At 70.2% G+C, this 14,310-nt stretch carries 17 protein-coding genes; 9 read left to right on the plus strand and 8 right to left on the minus strand.

All coding sequences use genetic code 11. The annotated features are described in order from the left end of the window. The first annotated feature begins 94 nt into the window (after positions 1 to 94). The 5 genes from AB0I68_RS32255 to AB0I68_RS32275 all read left to right on the plus strand — a co-directional run bounded on the left by AB0I68_RS32255 (position 95) and on the right by AB0I68_RS32275 (position 4,739). Positions 95 to 667, plus strand: coding sequence for a SigE family RNA polymerase sigma factor (locus tag AB0I68_RS32255; RefSeq protein WP_048478496.1), 573 nt, complete (start codon positions 95 to 97; stop codon positions 665 to 667). Between the two features lie 38 nt (positions 668 to 705). Further along, a complete protein-coding gene (locus tag AB0I68_RS32260) occupies positions 706 to 1,344 on the plus strand; it encodes a hypothetical protein (protein ID WP_363180970.1) in 639 nt (212 codons plus the stop codon). 38 nt (positions 1,345 to 1,382) lie between these two features. Beyond that, positions 1,383 to 2,096 (plus strand): two-component system response regulator CseB, encoded by a 714-nt coding sequence (cseB, locus tag AB0I68_RS32265; protein WP_363180914.1) that lies wholly within the window; start codon positions 1,383 to 1,385, stop codon positions 2,094 to 2,096. Then, positions 2,093 to 3,406: a two-component system sensor histidine kinase CseC gene (cseC, locus tag AB0I68_RS32270; RefSeq protein WP_363180915.1), complete on the plus strand. Its 1,314-nt coding sequence runs from the start codon at positions 2,093 to 2,095 to the stop codon at positions 3,404 to 3,406. Before cseB ends, cseC begins: the two co-directional genes overlap by 4 nt. A gap of 61 nt (positions 3,407 to 3,467) precedes the next feature. Beyond that, entirely contained in the window at positions 3,468 to 4,739 is a 1,272-nt protein-coding gene (locus AB0I68_RS32275; RefSeq protein ID WP_363180916.1) for a LamG domain-containing protein, read from the plus strand. Positions 4,740 to 4,755: 16 nt separating this feature from the next. Here the strand turns inward: AB0I68_RS32275 and AB0I68_RS32280 are convergent, their stop codons facing one another. Beyond that, positions 4,756 to 5,313, minus strand: a complete 558-nt coding sequence (locus AB0I68_RS32280; protein WP_363180971.1) for a M23 family metallopeptidase — start codon at positions 5,311 to 5,313, stop codon at positions 4,756 to 4,758. A 355-nt stretch (positions 5,314 to 5,668) separates the two neighbouring features. Here AB0I68_RS32280 and AB0I68_RS32285 point away from each other — a divergent pair, with 355 nt between their 5' ends. The 3 genes from AB0I68_RS32285 (at position 5,669) to AB0I68_RS32295 (ending at position 7,413) form a co-directional block, all read left to right on the plus strand. Next, positions 5,669 to 6,085, plus strand: a complete 417-nt coding sequence (locus tag AB0I68_RS32285; protein ID WP_363180918.1) for a hypothetical protein — start codon at positions 5,669 to 5,671, stop codon at positions 6,083 to 6,085. Positions 6,086 to 6,243: 158 nt separating this feature from the next. Continuing rightward, positions 6,244 to 7,125 (plus strand): NmrA/HSCARG family protein, encoded by an 882-nt coding sequence (locus AB0I68_RS32290; protein WP_363180919.1) that lies wholly within the window; start codon positions 6,244 to 6,246, stop codon positions 7,123 to 7,125. A 114-nt stretch (positions 7,126 to 7,239) separates the two neighbouring features. Beyond that, positions 7,240 to 7,413, plus strand: a complete 174-nt coding sequence (locus AB0I68_RS32295) for a hypothetical protein (protein WP_363180921.1) — start codon at positions 7,240 to 7,242, stop codon at positions 7,411 to 7,413. Positions 7,414 to 7,778: 365 nt separating this feature from the next. Here the strand turns inward: AB0I68_RS32295 and AB0I68_RS32300 are convergent, their stop codons facing one another. Further along, positions 7,779 to 10,304 (minus strand): ATP-dependent Clp protease ATP-binding subunit, encoded by a 2,526-nt coding sequence (locus tag AB0I68_RS32300; RefSeq protein ID WP_363180923.1) that lies wholly within the window; start codon positions 10,302 to 10,304, stop codon positions 7,779 to 7,781. A gap of 450 nt (positions 10,305 to 10,754) precedes the next feature. Between AB0I68_RS32300 and AB0I68_RS32305 the strand changes: the two genes are divergently transcribed. Beyond that, on the plus strand, positions 10,755 to 11,369 hold the full coding sequence (locus tag AB0I68_RS32305; RefSeq protein WP_363180924.1) for an SCO3374 family protein: 615 nt from the start codon (positions 10,755 to 10,757) through the stop codon (positions 11,367 to 11,369). Here AB0I68_RS32305 and AB0I68_RS32310 read toward each other — a convergent pair. From AB0I68_RS32310 to AB0I68_RS32335, 6 genes are all read right to left on the minus strand, one after another. After that, positions 11,348 to 11,686, minus strand: a complete 339-nt coding sequence (locus AB0I68_RS32310) for an Lsr2 family protein (protein ID WP_363180925.1) — start codon at positions 11,684 to 11,686, stop codon at positions 11,348 to 11,350. The two genes, AB0I68_RS32305 and AB0I68_RS32310, sit on opposite strands and share 22 nt — an antisense overlap. A gap of 165 nt (positions 11,687 to 11,851) precedes the next feature. Beyond that, positions 11,852 to 12,382 carry an amino-acid N-acetyltransferase gene (locus AB0I68_RS32315; RefSeq protein ID WP_363180926.1) on the minus strand — a complete coding sequence of 177 codons (531 nt, stop codon included), beginning with the start codon at positions 12,380 to 12,382 and terminating at the stop codon, positions 11,852 to 11,854. A gap of 9 nt (positions 12,383 to 12,391) precedes the next feature. Then, entirely contained in the window at positions 12,392 to 12,883 is a 492-nt protein-coding gene (locus AB0I68_RS32320; RefSeq protein ID WP_363180927.1) for a BlaI/MecI/CopY family transcriptional regulator, read from the minus strand. A 110-nt stretch (positions 12,884 to 12,993) separates the two neighbouring features. Continuing rightward, positions 12,994 to 13,164 carry a hypothetical protein gene (locus AB0I68_RS32325; RefSeq protein ID WP_363180928.1) on the minus strand — a complete coding sequence of 57 codons (171 nt, stop codon included), beginning with the start codon at positions 13,162 to 13,164 and terminating at the stop codon, positions 12,994 to 12,996. 13 nt (positions 13,165 to 13,177) lie between these two features. Then, entirely contained in the window at positions 13,178 to 13,906 is a 729-nt protein-coding gene (locus tag AB0I68_RS32330; protein ID WP_363180929.1) for a hypothetical protein, read from the minus strand. A gap of 87 nt (positions 13,907 to 13,993) precedes the next feature. Then, positions 13,994 to 14,179 (minus strand): DUF397 domain-containing protein, encoded by a 186-nt coding sequence (locus AB0I68_RS32335; protein ID WP_363180930.1) that lies wholly within the window; start codon positions 14,177 to 14,179, stop codon positions 13,994 to 13,996. Positions 14,180 to 14,310: the final 131 nt, after the last annotated feature.

Raw genomic sequence — 14,310 nt, forward strand, 5'->3', positions numbered from 1 at the left:
AAGGCTGGCCCGCACAGGCCCGTGACAACGCCTCCGTAACTTCGAATCCGTAGGGCGACGGATGAGCGGTTGGACGGGACGGAGGCGGTCTGAGATGGCGCACGGCGAGGTACTCGGATTCGAGGAGTACGTACGCACTCGGCAGGATGCGCTCCTGCGCAGTGCCCGGCGCCTGGTCCCGGACCCCACCGACGCGCAGGACCTGCTGCAGACTGCACTGGTGCGCACCTACGGCCGTTGGGACGGCATCGCCGACAAGTCCCTGGCCGACGCCTACATGCGCCGCGTCATGATCAACACCCGGACCGAGTGGTGGCGCGCGCGCAAGCTCGAAGAGGTCCCCACCGAGCAGCTCCCGGACGCCTCCGTCGAGGACGGCTCCGACCAGCGCGCCGACCGCGCCCTGCTGATGGACATCCTCAAGGTTCTCGCGCCCAAGCAGCGCAGCGTGGTCGTGCTGCGACACTGGGAGCAGATGAGCACCGAGGAGACCGCCGCCGCGCTCGGAATGTCGGCGGGTACTGTGAAGAGCACCCTGCACCGCGCGCTGGCCCGTCTCCGGCAGGAGTTGGAGAGCCGGGATCTGGACATGCGCGCGCTGGAGCGCGGTGACCACCGCGGTGACCACACCATCCGGTACGAGGGGCGTGAGCGGTGCGCGGCCTGAACGGCCAAAGCCTGAACGGCAGAAGTTCGCTGGTGCTGATGTCGGCGGGGACGGTCGTCCTCGTCGGCACTGTGCTGTTCGCGGTCGGCTGCGCCACCGGCGGCACAGGTCTGCGCGACGGCGGCCCCGCCCACACCGAGTCCATCGCCAAGAGCGGCTCGTCGGCGGCCAGCCCGCCCGACCACGTCCCGGCCACCACGGACGCATCGGGCAAGCCCGCCAAGCGGGTAGACCCCGTCGCCCTGCTCCAGGCGGACCCCAAGGTCAGCGCCGAGGTCAAGCGGGACCTCAAGCCCTGCACGGGCAAGGAGTACCCGATCGACGTGAGCTACGGGAAGGTCACCGCAGGCTCCGCCGCCGACATCGTCGTCAACGTGCTGTCCTGCGCCGATGCGCTGGGGCGGGGCTCGTACGTGTACCGGGCGGAGGGCGGGACGTACGAGAATGTGTTCTCGGACGAGCAGCCGCCCGTCTACGCGGAGATCGACCGGGGCGACCTGGTGGTCACCAAGCCCGTCTACGGAAAGAGCGACGCCCTCGCCTATCCGTCGGGCGAGGACGTGATCACGTACCGCTGGAACGGGGAGAAGTTCACCGAGCAGGACCGGGTGCACACCGACTACAGCAACATCGACGGCGGGGCCCAGCCCGCCCCCGCGGTCACCCAGAAGAACTGACGAACCGAAGAAGCGAAGAACCGAGGCGAGGCTTGCGCATGGCCGAGACCCATGTCCTGTTCGTGGAGGACGACGACGTCATCCGTGAGGCCACGACCCTGGCGCTGGAACGCGACGGGTTCGTGGTCACCGCCATGCCCGACGGCCTGTCCGGGCTGGAGTCCTTCCGGGCCGACCAGCCGGACATCGCGCTGCTCGACGTGATGGTGCCCGGCATGGACGGCGTGAGCCTGTGCCGCCGGATCCGCGACGAGTCCACCGTCCCCGTGATCATGCTGTCGGCGCGCGCCGACTCCATCGACGTCGTCCTGGGCCTGGAGGCGGGCGCCGACGACTACGTCACCAAGCCCTTCGACGGCTCGGTCCTCGTCGCCCGGATCCGCGCGGTGCTGCGCCGCTTCGGCCACGCCGGCGGCCCGCAGAACGGCAGGGCGGGGGCGAACGGCGAGGACGGCTCCGAGGAGCGCGGGGTGCTGGTCTTCGGCGACCTGGAAGTCGACACCGAGGGCATGGAGGTCCGCAGGGCCGGCGCCCCGGTGGCGCTCACGCCCACCGAGATGCGGCTGCTGCTGGAGTTCTCCTCCGCACCCGGCACCGTGCTGTCCCGCGACCGGCTGCTGGAGCGGGTCTGGGACTACGACTGGGGCGGCGACACCCGCGTCGTGGACGTCCACGTCCAGCGGCTGCGCACGAAGATCGGGCAGGACCGCATCGAAACGGTCCGAGGCTTCGGATACAAGCTGAAGGCATGAGGCGCTTCACCCTCCGTACGGGGATCCGCTGGAAGATCACGCTCGCCATCGCCGGCGTCGGCGCGCTCGTCGCCGTCGCACTGAGCCTGGTCGTGCACAGCGCTGCCCGCGTGTCGATGCTGGAGAGCGCCCGCGAGGCGCAGCTGGCCAACGTGCAGTTCATCTCCCGCTTCGCCGAAGCCGGGCGCAAACCGTCCATGGGGGCCAAGCTCAACGACCCCGAACTGCCCGCCGCGCTGCGCGAGAAGGCCAGGTCGGGGCGGCGCGGCACGTACGTCCAGGAGTCCCGCAAGGGGGTGCCGGAGGTGTGGGCCGCGATGCCGCTGGGGAACGGGCAGGTGCTGTCGCTGCACAACCCGTTCAAGGAGAGCGCCAACATGGTGCGCGACCTGGACCGGGCCCTGGTCGTCGGGTCGCTGTCCGTCGTGATCGCCGGGGCGGCGCTCGGCGTGCTCATCGGCGGGCAGATCTCGCGCCGGCTGCGCAAGGCCGCGGCCGCCGCGCAGCGGGTGGCGCACGGGGATCCCGACGTACGGGTGCGGGACGCCGTCGGGGGCGTCGTACGGGACGAGACCGACGACCTCGCGCGGGCCGTGGACGCCATGGCGGACGCGCTCCAGCAGCGGCTGGAGGCCGAGCGGCGGGTGACCGCGGACATCGCGCACGAGCTGCGGACCCCGGTGACGGGCCTGCTCACGGCGGCGGAACTGCTGCCCCCGGGGCGGCCGACCGAGCTGGTCCGGGACCGGGCCCAGGCGCTGCGGGCGCTCGTCGAGGACGTGCTGGAGGTGGCCCGGCTGGACAGCGCGTCCGAGCGGGCGGAGCTCCAGGACGTGGCGCTGGGCGAGTTCGTGAGCCGGCGGGTGACCGCGCTGATGCCGGAGGCTTCCGTACGGGTGGTCGCGGACGAGATCGTCAGCACCGACCCGCGGCGGCTGGAGCGGATCCTGGGCAACCTGCTGGCCAACGCCGCGCGGTACGGGCAGCCGCCCGTCCAGGTCGACATCGAGGGCCGGGTCGTACGGGTCCGGGACCACGGGCCGGGCTTCCCCGAGGCGCTGCTGCGCGAGGGGCCGAGCCGGTTCCGGACCGGGTCGACGGACCGCGCCGGGGTGGGGCACGGGCTGGGGCTGACCATCGCGGAGGGGCAGGCGCGGGTGCTGGGCGCCCGGCTGACGTTCCGCAACGTGGCGGCTCCGGGCGGCGCGGACCGCGAGGGCACGGCGGCCGGCGCGGTGGCGGTGCTGTGGCTGCCGGAGCACGCGCCGACGGCGACGGGAAGCTTCCCGATCATCACGGCGTCGGGCTGAGCGCGAGCGGAACGGGACCGGGCGGTACAGCTGTGCGGACCTGTGTTTTAGCATCCGTGGCATGACCGACGGTACGAATCCCCCCAGCAACCCGCAGCCCGAGCCCGCCCCGGGGAACGGGGGCTACGGGTTCCCGCCGGTCCCGCCGGCCCCCGCGGCCGGCTACGGATACCCGCCCGGCGCGCCTGCACCGGGTGGCGGCGGTGGCTTCGGCCCGCCGCCCGTCCCGCCCGCGGAGGGCGGCGGCTACGGCTACCCGCAGCCGGGCGCGCAGCCCGGCAGACAGCCCAATCCGTACCAGCCGGCCCCGGCCCCGGCCGCCCCGCCCCAGCAGCAGTGGGCCCAGGGGCTCCCGAACATGGGCGGGCCGACGGCGCCAGGCGCTCCGGGTCCCGGGCTCCCCGGTCCGTTCGCGCCGCAGTCGGACCAGCCGGACTGGGAGGCCATGGCCGACCGCTCGGCGGCCGAGAAGCGCAGGAAGCGGCTGTGGATGATCGGCGGCGCGGTGACCGTCCTGGTGCTGCTCGCCGGCGGTGGAACGTTCCTGCTGCTGGGCGGCGGCGACAAGGACAAGAACGAGGCGGTGGACGGCAAGCCGTCCCCGTCCGCGTCGGCCTCGCCCTCCCCCAGCGGGTCGAAGAGCAAGGCCCCGGTCGACAACACCCCGACCGTCAAGGACGACCCGACGCAGATCCGGGACCGCAGCGGAAAGGCCCCGCTGAAGATGGGCTCCGACACCGGGGTCTTCCCGCTCGACAAGCGCTTCGAGATCCGCACGAAGGGCAATGAGAACTCGTACGCCGAGTCCGAGAAGCGCGTCGTGGACACGTCCAAGAGCTTCACCGTCTCGGCACGCGTCTGGATCCGCTCCGCGAAGGGGCGCCAGATCGCCGTCAGCCAGGGCAACGAGAAGTCGTCCTCGTTCGAGCTGGGCCTGGACCAGGTGAACGGCAAGCCGGCCTGGGTCTTCCGGGTCCAGACGGGCGACCAGGGTGCGGACGCCACCACCGTGGTCGTCTCCGGCGACAGCCCGAAGATGGAGAGGACCTACGCAGAGCTGACCGGGACCTACGACGCCGAGCGCAAGCAGATCGCCCTGTACGTGAACGGGAAGAAGACGGGCGAGAGCGCGGTCCCGGGCATCTTCCAGGCCCCGGGCCCGCTCGAGCTGGCCCGGGCCCGGAACGAGGACAAGTGGACCGCCGCGTTGAACGGCGCCATGGACAGCGTCCAGACGTACGACGTCGTGCTGTCCCCGGCGCAGATCGACACGCTCAAGGCGGGCAAGGTGGACGCGTCGGCCAAGCCGACGGGCTCCTGGCTCCTGTACTGAGCGGCTGCCGCTCGGGTCAGACGATGACGCCGGCGTTGCGCAGGAACACGACCGGGTTCACGGCCGAGCCGTAGTTCGGGGTGGTCCGGATCTCGAAGTGGAGGTGCGGGCCGCTCGAGTTGCCGGTGTTGCCGGACAGCGCGATCTGCGCGCCCTTGGAGACCTTCTGGCCGATCCGGACCTGGATCTTCGAGAGGTGCGCGTACTGCGAGTACGTCCTGTTCGCGTGCTTGATCACGATGGCGTTGCCGTACGCCGGGCCGTCGCCGCCGCCGAGCGGGCCCGCCTTGACGACGACGCCGTCGTGGACGGCCTTGACCGGGGTGCCGACGGGGACGGCGAAGTCCTGGCCCGAGTGCTTGTGGGACCACATGGTGCCGCCCTTGCCGAAGGGGGCGGACAGCGTGTAGTGCGCGACCGGCTTCTGCCAGGTGGAGGTCTTGGCGGCGGCCGTCTGCGGGGCCGTGCCGGCGAAGGCGGCGGTCGTTCCCGCCCCGAGGGCCAGGGTTGCACCGAGAGCGGTGGCGCCGATGGCTATACGGGTACGACGGGTGCTGACGCGCTTCGCGGACATGAAGGAGACCTCCGGGCCGGGGACAAGGACGGGTTCGGGCATGAATCCACCCGGCACGCTGGGGAGCGAATGCCGGGCTTGCCCACCCTTGGTAACCCGTGTCCCCCGACATCCCCAAACGTCCCGATTACTACCGGAGCTCGTAGGCGCGGAAGGTGTGACGCAGCCCGTTGACCGCGCCCCCACCGGGTCGAGGGGAGGGGCCGTGTGGGGCAAAACGGACATTGGATCTACGGACCGTCCTAGTAGGTCCGTTTTGTCCTGTGCGGCTTGTCACTGGCGCAGGCCCTCCGGCGGCCACCCCGGGGACCAAAACCCTGCAACCGCCCACAGCCCGGAGCTACGCTCACGCGTCGTGGACGCATCCATGGTGGGAATCAAACTGGCCTCGGGCGTCGTGACCCCTCTCGTGAAGAGACTCTTCCGGGGGGAGGCGGCGGGCGCGGGCCTGGTGGACCGGCCCGTGCGGATCTCCTCGTACGTCTCCCTGCGCGAGAAACGCGTGCTGGGCGCGGCGGACCTGCGCCGCCTCGCCGACCGCCTGGTGGAGGAGGCGTTACGGGCCCCCGGGGAGGCCCGGATCCCGCCGGGCGAGGAGGCGGGGGTGGCCACGGCCCTGGCGGAAACCCTGCACGCGCTCGGCGACATCGCCCTGACGGACCTGGAGGCGGTCGAACTCGGCCACTGGGCGTTCGCGAAGCGGCTCCGGGCGAGTGGCAGGTGTGACTGGGCGCTTCAGTTGGCGGATGAGCGTGATACCTGGCGGGACTGAGCGCGGTAGATGGTGAGCGCGAGGAGAGGCCGAATGGCCTTGCTGTGAAGTGGATCATAAACGCTGGACCTCAACCAAAGTTCAGCAAGCAGGCTTCTGCGTATCGAAGGGCGGCCGCTTGCGGTGGCCCAGGATCTGCGCTTATTGAGGAGCCTTTGATGTCTGACAACCGTGTCGTTGTGGTCACCGGTGCGACCGGGCGGCAGGGCGGTGCCACCGCCCGAGCCCTGGTGTCCCGCGGCTGGACAGTGCACGCGCTGGTACGTGATCCGAACAAGCCCGAGGCGCTGGCACTGAAGGAGGCCGGCGCCGTGCTGGTCCGCGGCGACCTGGACGACGCGGCCTCGCTGGATGCGGCGCTGGACGGGGCGTATGGCGTGTTCAGCGTACAGACCTTCACCGGGCCGGACGGCTTTGCCGGAGAGGTGCGTCAGGGTAGGGCAGTCGCGGAGGCGGCCATCCGCGCCGGCGTCGCGCACTTCGTGTACAGCTCCGTCGGCGGCGCCGACCGCCCAGGCCAGGTGCAGCACTTTGCGAGCAAGGGCGAGGTCGAGCGGCACATCGAAGCGCTCGGCCTGCCGACGACGATTCTGCGGCCCACGTTCTTTATCACCAACTTCGAGCACCTGGGCCCGCAGCGGCAGGACGGCGAGCTGGTGCTCACGCTGGCGCTGGCACCGCAGACGCGGCTGCAGATGATCACTCCGAGTGACATCGGGGCCATCGCCGCCGACGCTTTCGCCGCCCCTGCCGAGTACATGGGGCGCACCATCGAGATCGCCGCAGACGAGCTGACCGGCCCGCAGATGGCCGACGTCTTCGCCCGCGTAGCCGGCCGCCCGGTGCGCTTCAACTCTCAGCCGGTCGAGCAGGTCCGTACACACAGCGAAGAGCTGGCCGCCATGTTCGACTGGTTCAACACGGTGGGCTTCCGGGCTGACCTGACCACTCTGCGCGACCGCCACCCCGACCTGACGACCCTGGACAAGTGGGTAAGCGAGCACTGGTCGACGCCGGCAGAGCCGACGCTGACTGCTTAACCCGCACGTCGTGGCGCCGTGCGTCATTGAGTACTTCAGTTGGCGAATCCCGCCAACTGAAGTGCTCAGTCACAGCAGGAGCTCGCCCCGCTCGCGGAGCTCACGGAGCTGGCCGTGCCGAGCTCGGCCCTCGATCTCGCCCCCGACGGCCTGTGCATGCCCTCGATGGTGCAGCTGCACGCGCCGCGGAGCGTGGGCGTCGGCCTGGAGGTCGCCCGCCGCGCGCCCGCGATCTTCCCCGGCCTGCGGGTCCTGTCCGGGGACCATTTCCAGAAGCGGCCCATCTGACCGTCACGACAGGCGCGGAGCGCACTCCGGCGCTCCGCGCCTCCGCGCCTCCGCGCCAAGGATGCGCTTCACCTCCGCCCCAAAGGACTCTGCTGAGGAATGCGTGATTCGGGCGGGACTTGGTCGTTGATCCTCCATGGTTGCTGTGGTCGTGGGTGGGAGGGCCGAGAGGGATGGCCCACCCCTCAATCGACGAACAGGCCGATCATGGCAGTCCGGACGGATCGGCATCACCGGTTTGCGGATTCCCCAACGGAATCCTTTAGGACGGAGCACTGCGCAAGATCAGAGGTAGAACCGGTCACGCAAAGGGGCGGCCCCGGGACCGTGTGGTCCCGGGGCCGCCCCCGTGCGTCAGCTACTGCTTACGCGCCCTTGGAGAGGTCCGGGCCGGAGCCCGAGGCCTCGATCGGGGGGAGGTCCGGCAGAGCCGACTTCTCCTCGCCGCGGAAGGTGAACTTGGCCTCTTCGCCGTCACCCTCCTTGCCCACGACCACGATGTGGCCGGGACGCAGCTCGCCGAAGAGGATCTTCTCCGACAGGATGTCCTCGATCTCGCGCTGGATGGTGCGGCGCAGCGGGCGGGCGCCCAGGATCGGGTCGTAGCCCCGCTTGGCGAGCAGGAGCTTCGCGTCGCCGCTCAGCTCGATGCCCATGTCGCGGTCCTTCAGACGCTCGTCGACCTTGGCGATCATCAGGTCGACGATCTGGATGATGTCTTCCTGCGAGAGCTGGTGGAAGACGACCGTGTCGTCGACGCGGTTGAGGAACTCGGGCCGGAAGTGCTGCTTGAGCTCTTCGTTGACCTTCGCCTTCATCCGGTCGTAACCGGTCTTGACGTCGCCGACAGCGGCGAAGCCCAGGTTGAAGCCCTTCGAGATGTCCCGGGTACCCAGGTTGGTCGTCATGATGATGACCGTGTTCTTGAAGTCCACGACCCGGCCCTGGGAGTCGGTCAGGCGACCGTCCTCCAGGATCTGGAGAAGGGAATTGAAGATATCCGGGTGGGCCTTCTCGACCTCGTCGAAGAGGACGACGGAGAACGGCTTGCGGCGCACCTTCTCGGTGAGCTGGCCGCCCTCTTCGTAGCCCACGTAGCCGGGGGGCGAACCGAAGAGGCGGGAAACCGTGTGCTTCTCGCTGAACTCCGACATGTCGAGGGAGATCAGCGCGTCCTCGTCGCCGAAGAGGAATTCGGCGAGCGTCTTGGAGAGCTCGGTCTTACCGACACCGGACGGGCCGGCGAAGATGAACGAGCCACCCGGACGCTTCGGGTCCTTCAGACCCGCACGGGTGCGGCGGATCGCCTGGGAGAGCGCCTTGATGGCGTCCTTCTGGCCGATGACCCGCTTGTGGAGCTCGTCCTCCATGCGGAGCAGTCGCGAGGACTCCTCCTCGGTGAGCTTGAAGACGGGAATGCCGGTCGCGGTCGCGAGGACCTCGGCGATGAGCTCGCCGTCGACCTCGGCGACGACGTCCATGTCGCCGGCCTTCCATTCCTTCTCGCGCTTGGCCTTCGCCGACAGCAGCTGCTTCTCCTTGTCGCGCAGAGACGCTGCCTTCTCGAAGTCCTGGGAGTCGATGGCCGACTCCTTGTCGCGGCGCACGCCCGCGATCTTCTCGTCGAACTCGCGGAGGTCCGGCGGCGCGGTCATCCGGCGGATGCGCATCCGGGAGCCGGCCTCGTCGATCAGGTCGATCGCCTTGTCCGGCAGGAAGCGGTCCGAGATGTACCGGTCGGCCAGCGTCGCCGCCTGGACCAGGGCCTCGTCCGTGATGGAGACGCGGTGGTGGGCCTCGTAGCGGTCGCGCAGGCCCTTGAGGATCTCGATCGTGTGGGGGAGGGAAGGCTCCGCCACCTGGATCGGCTGGAAGCGGCGCTCGAGGGCCGCGTCCTTCTCGAGGTGCTTGCGGTACTCGTCCAGCGTCGTGGCACCGATGGTCTGGAGCTCACCACGGGCCAGCATGGGCTTGAGGATGCTGGCGGCGTCGATCGCGCCCTCGGCGGCACCCGCACCCACGAGGGTGTGGAGCTCGTCGATGAACAGGATGATGTCGCCGCGGGTGCGGATCTCCTTGAGCACCTTCTTCAGGCGCTCCTCGAAGTCACCGCGGTAGCGGGAGCCCGCGACCAGGGCGCCGAGGTCCAGGGTGTAGAGGTGCTTGTCCTTGAGGGTCTCGGGCACCTCGCCCTTGACGATCGCCTGGGCCAGGCCCTCGACGACGGCGGTCTTGCCGACGCCGGGCTCGCCGATGAGGACCGGGTTGTTCTTGGTACGGCGGGACAGGACCTGCATGACCCGCTCGATCTCCTTCTCGCGCCCGATGACCGGGTCGAGCTTGGATTCGCGGGCGGCCTGCGTGAGATTGCGGCCGAACTGGTCCAGGACGAGGGAGGTCGAGGGGGTGCCCTCGGCCGGGCCGCCGGCCGTGGCCGACTCCTTGCCCCCGCCGGAGTAGCCGGAGAGCAGCTGGATGACCTGCTGCCGGACTCGGTTGAGATCGGCGCCCAGCTTCACCAGGACCTGGGCGGCGACGCCCTCGCCCTCGCGAATGAGGCCGAGCAGGATGTGCTCGGTGCCGATGTAGTTGTGGCCGAGCTGGAGGGCCTCTCGGAGCGAGAGCTCCAGGACCTTCTTCGCCCGCGGAGTGAAGGGGATGTGGCCGGACGGGGCCTGCTGCCCCTGACCGATGATCTCCTCAACCTGCTGGCGAACAGCCTCGAGCGAAATCCCGAGGCTCTCCAGGGCCTTAGCGGCGACACCCTCACCCTCGTGGATCAAGCCCAGGAGGATGTGCTCGGTGCCGATGTAGTTGTGGTTGAGCATCCGGGCTTCTTCCTGAGCCAGGACGACAACCCGCCGCGCGCGGTCGGTGAACCTCTCGAACATCGTTTATCGCTCCTCAGAGCGGTCGGGCAGTACGGGGTCGGTCCCCGCCCTGTCCTTCCGCATGCTAGTCCCGCGGGGCGGGACAGCTCATTCCAACTGCCGACATCCGTCCGCGGCTCACCCCCAGTCAGTGGGGAAAACCGGCTGCAACAGCCGACAACTGCTCCAACCCGATGGTGCGAGACGATGTTCCCGCAGGCCAGGCAGATACCCGTCACACGTGTACGCCGATGGCGAACGGAAGCCGCTCAAATCAGCGTGTCGCCCCGATCCACTAGGAATGTCTTACCCGTAAGGACCGACACTCCATGCCGGTGGCACCGGTTCCCTCCGCTACGGGCGAACACGATTGCGTCCCGAATGTGGGACTCCACCCCGACGGATGTTTACGTTCCGCATTGAGTCCGGCGCGCTGCGTAACCACGGAGCGCCTGCGGAGTTGCTCCGGGCATGGCCGTCACCGTTCCGCTGCCCCGCGTCGCGCCCGAGGATTCGCCCGGGGATTCGCCTCGGGATTCGTACGCGTCCTGGTACGAGGGGGTGCTCGGCTGGCCCGTCGGGGGCGGGCCGCCCGCCCGGCTGGTCACCGGGATCCGGTTCGACGTCCTGGAGCTGCCGGCCGATGCCGGGGCGGAGCTGCTGCGCAGGCCGGTCGCCACGGGTCCGGTGGCGCTCATGGGGCGCAGGATGCGGTTCCTGGTGGCCGCGGGGAGCGCGGACGAGCTGGAGGGGCTGCTCGACTGGCTCGAGTGGGGCGGGGTCGCCCTGGATCTCACCGCCCTGGGTGCCGGCGGCCGGATCACAGCCCCGGTTCCCCCGGGACATCCGGAGGGAAGTCCCCGGGGGGCCGCCGTGTGGCTGCGACCCCCCGAGCAGGGGTGTGAGGCACTGCTGCCGTCCCTGCCCGGCCCCGGGCAGGGTGCCGGTCCCCGGCACGGTGGTGCCGGGCCCGATCTCGTACGCCTGGTCGCCGCGGCGGCGACGGAATGCCACCGGGCGCGCCTGTGGCGGCGTACGCCCTTACGGGAACGAGAGGCCTCGGGTCAGCCCTTGGCGTTCTCGTAGGCCTCGCGGATCTCCTGCGGGACGCGCCCGCGGTCGTTGACGCTCATGCCCTGGGCCTTGGCCCACGCGCGGATCTCGGCGGTGTCCGGGTTGCCGGACGTCGCGGCCGTCCGCGTCTTGGCGCGGCCGCCGGAGGCGCGTCCACCGGTGCGGCGGGCGCCCTTGACGTAGTCGGCGAGCGACGAACGCAGCTTCTCCGCGTTGGCGGTGGTGAGGTCGATCTCGTAGGTCTTGCCATCCAGAGCGAACGTCACGGTCTCGTCCGCCTCGCCACCGTCGAGGTCGTCGACAAGAAGGACCTGAACCTTCTGTGCCACCGGGATTTCCTTTCATCGAAAAGCAGTACGCGGAAAGGAAACCGCTTTTCCTTGGAAAACACAAACCCCCGGGGAGAGGTTCGAGACCGCAACGCGGCGGGAAACGTGCGCGATTCGGACATAGGCCACAGGTGCGCGGAGCACGGGAAAAGCCGCCGTGATCGTTCAGAGGTGCAGAAGCATCCGGCTGTTGCCCAAGGTGTTCGGCTTCACTCGTTCGAGACCGAGGAACTCGGCGACGCCCTCGTCATAGGAACGCAGGAGCTCCATGTAGACATCCGTCTCGACCGGGGTCTCGCCGATCTCGACGAAGCCGTGCTTCGCGAAGAAGTCCACTTCGAAGGTCAGGCAGAAAACCTTCCGGACGCCCAGCGCGCGGGCCGTGTCCAACAACTGCCGGAGCAGCTGATGGCCGACTCCGGCCCCCTTCAACTCGCGGTCGACCGCGAGAGTGCGTACTTCGGCGAGGTCTTCCCACATGACGTGGAGAGCGCCGCAGCCCACCACCTGACCGCCGGAGTCGCGTTCCGCGACCCAGAACTCCTGGATGTCCTCGTAAAGGACGACCGGGGCTTTGTCGAGGAGGATCCGCTGCTGGACGTACTGGTCGAGCAGGCGGCGCAGCGCGGGAACATCGCCGGTGCGGGCACGGCGGATCGTCACGGTTTTTGCGTGTGCAGCGGAAAACTCACCCATGCCCGGACGCTATCGCCCCGGCCCGGTCCCGCGCCCGGCGGAGTCCCCTTCGGCGGGAGGGGCTCCGGGGGGCGCTTCGGCAGGTGCTCCGGCGGGGGGCTCCGCGGCGGACCCGGCGGCCGGCCCGGCGACCGATTCGCCGTCGTGGCCCACGATGCGGATGGCGTCCCGGAGGGCTTCGCGCTGTTCCGCGGACATCATGCCGAAGAAGGCCACGAGGGCGGCCGCGGGGTTGTCGCTCGTCGACCAGGCTTCGTTCATCAGTGCGGCCGAGTAGGCGGCGCGGGTGGAGACCGCGGTATATCGATAGGCGCGGCCTTCGGCTTCCCGGCGGACCCAGCCCTTCTGATGGAGATTGTCCATAACCGTCATGACCGTGGTGTACGCGATGGACCGTTCCTGCTGGAGGTCTTCCAGGACTTCACGAACAGTGACCGGGCGGTTCCACTGCCACACCCGCGTCATGACCGCGTCTTCGAGTTCTCCCAGGGGGCGAGGCACAACAGCACGATAGTGCGGAATGTTCGGAATTGCCCGGCCATTCGGAGCGCAACGCTCAACAAAAATCGGGGGTCCCCCCGAAGTCGGGGGACCCCAGCCCGCTTGTGCCGCTACTTGGGCTGCGCCTGGCGGGCGGCCTCGGCGCGGGCGATCACGGCGTCGACCGCGGCGTCTTCCTTGGCCTTGTTGGCGCCGCCCTGGCTCTTCACCATCGTCACGACGAGGGCGATGAAGAAGCCGGCCATCACTACGGGGGGCACGAGCGCGGAAACGTAGTCCATGCCCCCAGCGTAGCTACCCGGCGGCGAGCCCGGCCGCCGGGGGCGGGGTGGGCTTGCGGCGCGGCGGGAACACCTCGCCGGGCGTCGGGATGGGCCGCTCGGACGGACGTTCGGAGGGCCGCTCGGAGGGCCGCTCGGAGGGCCGCTCGGAGGGCCGCTCGGAGGGCCGCTCGGAGGGCCGCTCGGAGGGCCGCTCGGAGGGCCGCTCGGGGCGCTGCGGCTCCCTGGGGGCCGGCGCGGGCCGGGCGGCCTCCTCCTTGCCGTCCTTGGCGCCCTTCACGTCCTTGGCGCCCCTGCCGCCGGTCAGGGCCAGCAGCCGGGTCCTGGGCGCCGGCGCGGTGGAGAGCCGCCGCCGCACGGAACGCCCGGCGATGCCCTGGGAGCGGTCCAGCAGCGCCGCGGCGACCGGATTGGCCCGCAGGGCGCGCAGGGCCGCGAGGTCGTCCGGCGCGGGCTCGTACCCCGCGGCCAGGGCGTCCTGGAGCAGCTCCAGATAGCCGGAGAGGCTGCCGGGCAGGGCGTCGCGGTAGCGGGCGAGGTCGGCGAGGAGGAACTCTCTGAGCCGCCCCGCCTCCTGGACCGCTTCGTCCACCGACTGCGCGAGGCGCAGGCAGTCCTGGACCTCGGGGGTCGTCAGGGGGGCCGTGGAGGACTGGAGGGCGTGGGCGAGCGTTCGCCTGAGCACGTGCAGCTCGGCGGCGCTGAACACCATGCCGCCGCGGGATCCGTAGGGCGTGGGCATGGGCCGAAGATACGCGCTAATCGGACAAAATCCCCTGAGCGGCGTGATTCCGGGCGCGTCAGCCGGGCGTCAGCCGAGCACCCGCGCTTACCCCCGTGCCTTGACGGCGTCAAGGAAGTCGGCCCAGGCGGCCTGGGTCGTGGCCAGAACCAGATGCGCCGGGTCGGCCCGGTCGGCCACGCGGACGAGGTGTCCGGGGGCCGCCGAGACGTAGACGCAGGCGTCTCCTTCGCCGCAGTACGTGGACCTCTGCCAGGCGGGGTGAGCGGTCATGGTGTCTCTCCTCCGGGGGACGGCTCCGTTGATTCCCGTGGAGGGACGGTAACTCCGAGCGGGCTCCGCGCCGACGACTTCGGCGGAATTCGGTACACCGCTGTTGCATTCACCACCGCCGGCGACCCGTC

Origin of the sequence: Streptomyces sp. NPDC050448, from assembly GCF_040655295.1 — a bacterium.
GTDB lineage: Bacteria > Actinomycetota > Actinomycetes > Streptomycetales > Streptomycetaceae > Streptomyces.

Excerpts from the sequence above, each read along its gene's own strand:
- AB0I68_RS32275 (WP_363180916.1), top strand. The coding sequence starts at position 3,468 with ATGACCGACGGTACGAATCCCCCCAGCAACCCGCAGCCCGAGCCCGCC.
- AB0I68_RS32280 (WP_363180971.1), bottom strand. The coding sequence starts at position 5,313 with ATGTCCGCGAAGCGCGTCAGCACCCGTCGTACCCGTATAGCCATCGGC.
- AB0I68_RS32290 (WP_363180919.1), top strand. The coding sequence starts at position 6,244 with ATGTCTGACAACCGTGTCGTTGTGGTCACCGGTGCGACCGGGCGGCAG.
- AB0I68_RS32315 (WP_363180926.1), bottom strand. The coding sequence starts at position 12,382 with ATGGGTGAGTTTTCCGCTGCACACGCAAAAACCGTGACGATCCGCCGT.
- AB0I68_RS32300 (WP_363180923.1), bottom strand. The coding sequence starts at position 10,304 with ATGTTCGAGAGGTTCACCGACCGCGCGCGGCGGGTTGTCGTCCTGGCT.
- AB0I68_RS32305 (WP_363180924.1), top strand. The coding sequence starts at position 10,755 with ATGGCCGTCACCGTTCCGCTGCCCCGCGTCGCGCCCGAGGATTCGCCC.
- AB0I68_RS32255 (WP_048478496.1), top strand. The coding sequence starts at position 95 with ATGGCGCACGGCGAGGTACTCGGATTCGAGGAGTACGTACGCACTCGG.
- cseB (WP_363180914.1), top strand. The coding sequence starts at position 1,383 with ATGGCCGAGACCCATGTCCTGTTCGTGGAGGACGACGACGTCATCCGT.
- AB0I68_RS32325 (WP_363180928.1), bottom strand. The coding sequence starts at position 13,164 with ATGGACTACGTTTCCGCGCTCGTGCCCCCCGTAGTGATGGCCGGCTTC.
- AB0I68_RS32330 (WP_363180929.1), bottom strand. The coding sequence starts at position 13,906 with ATGCCCACGCCCTACGGATCCCGCGGCGGCATGGTGTTCAGCGCCGCC.
- AB0I68_RS32260 (WP_363180970.1), top strand. The coding sequence starts at position 706 with ATGTCGGCGGGGACGGTCGTCCTCGTCGGCACTGTGCTGTTCGCGGTC.
- AB0I68_RS32335 (WP_363180930.1), bottom strand. The coding sequence starts at position 14,179 with ATGACCGCTCACCCCGCCTGGCAGAGGTCCACGTACTGCGGCGAAGGA.
- cseC (WP_363180915.1), top strand. The coding sequence starts at position 2,093 with ATGAGGCGCTTCACCCTCCGTACGGGGATCCGCTGGAAGATCACGCTC.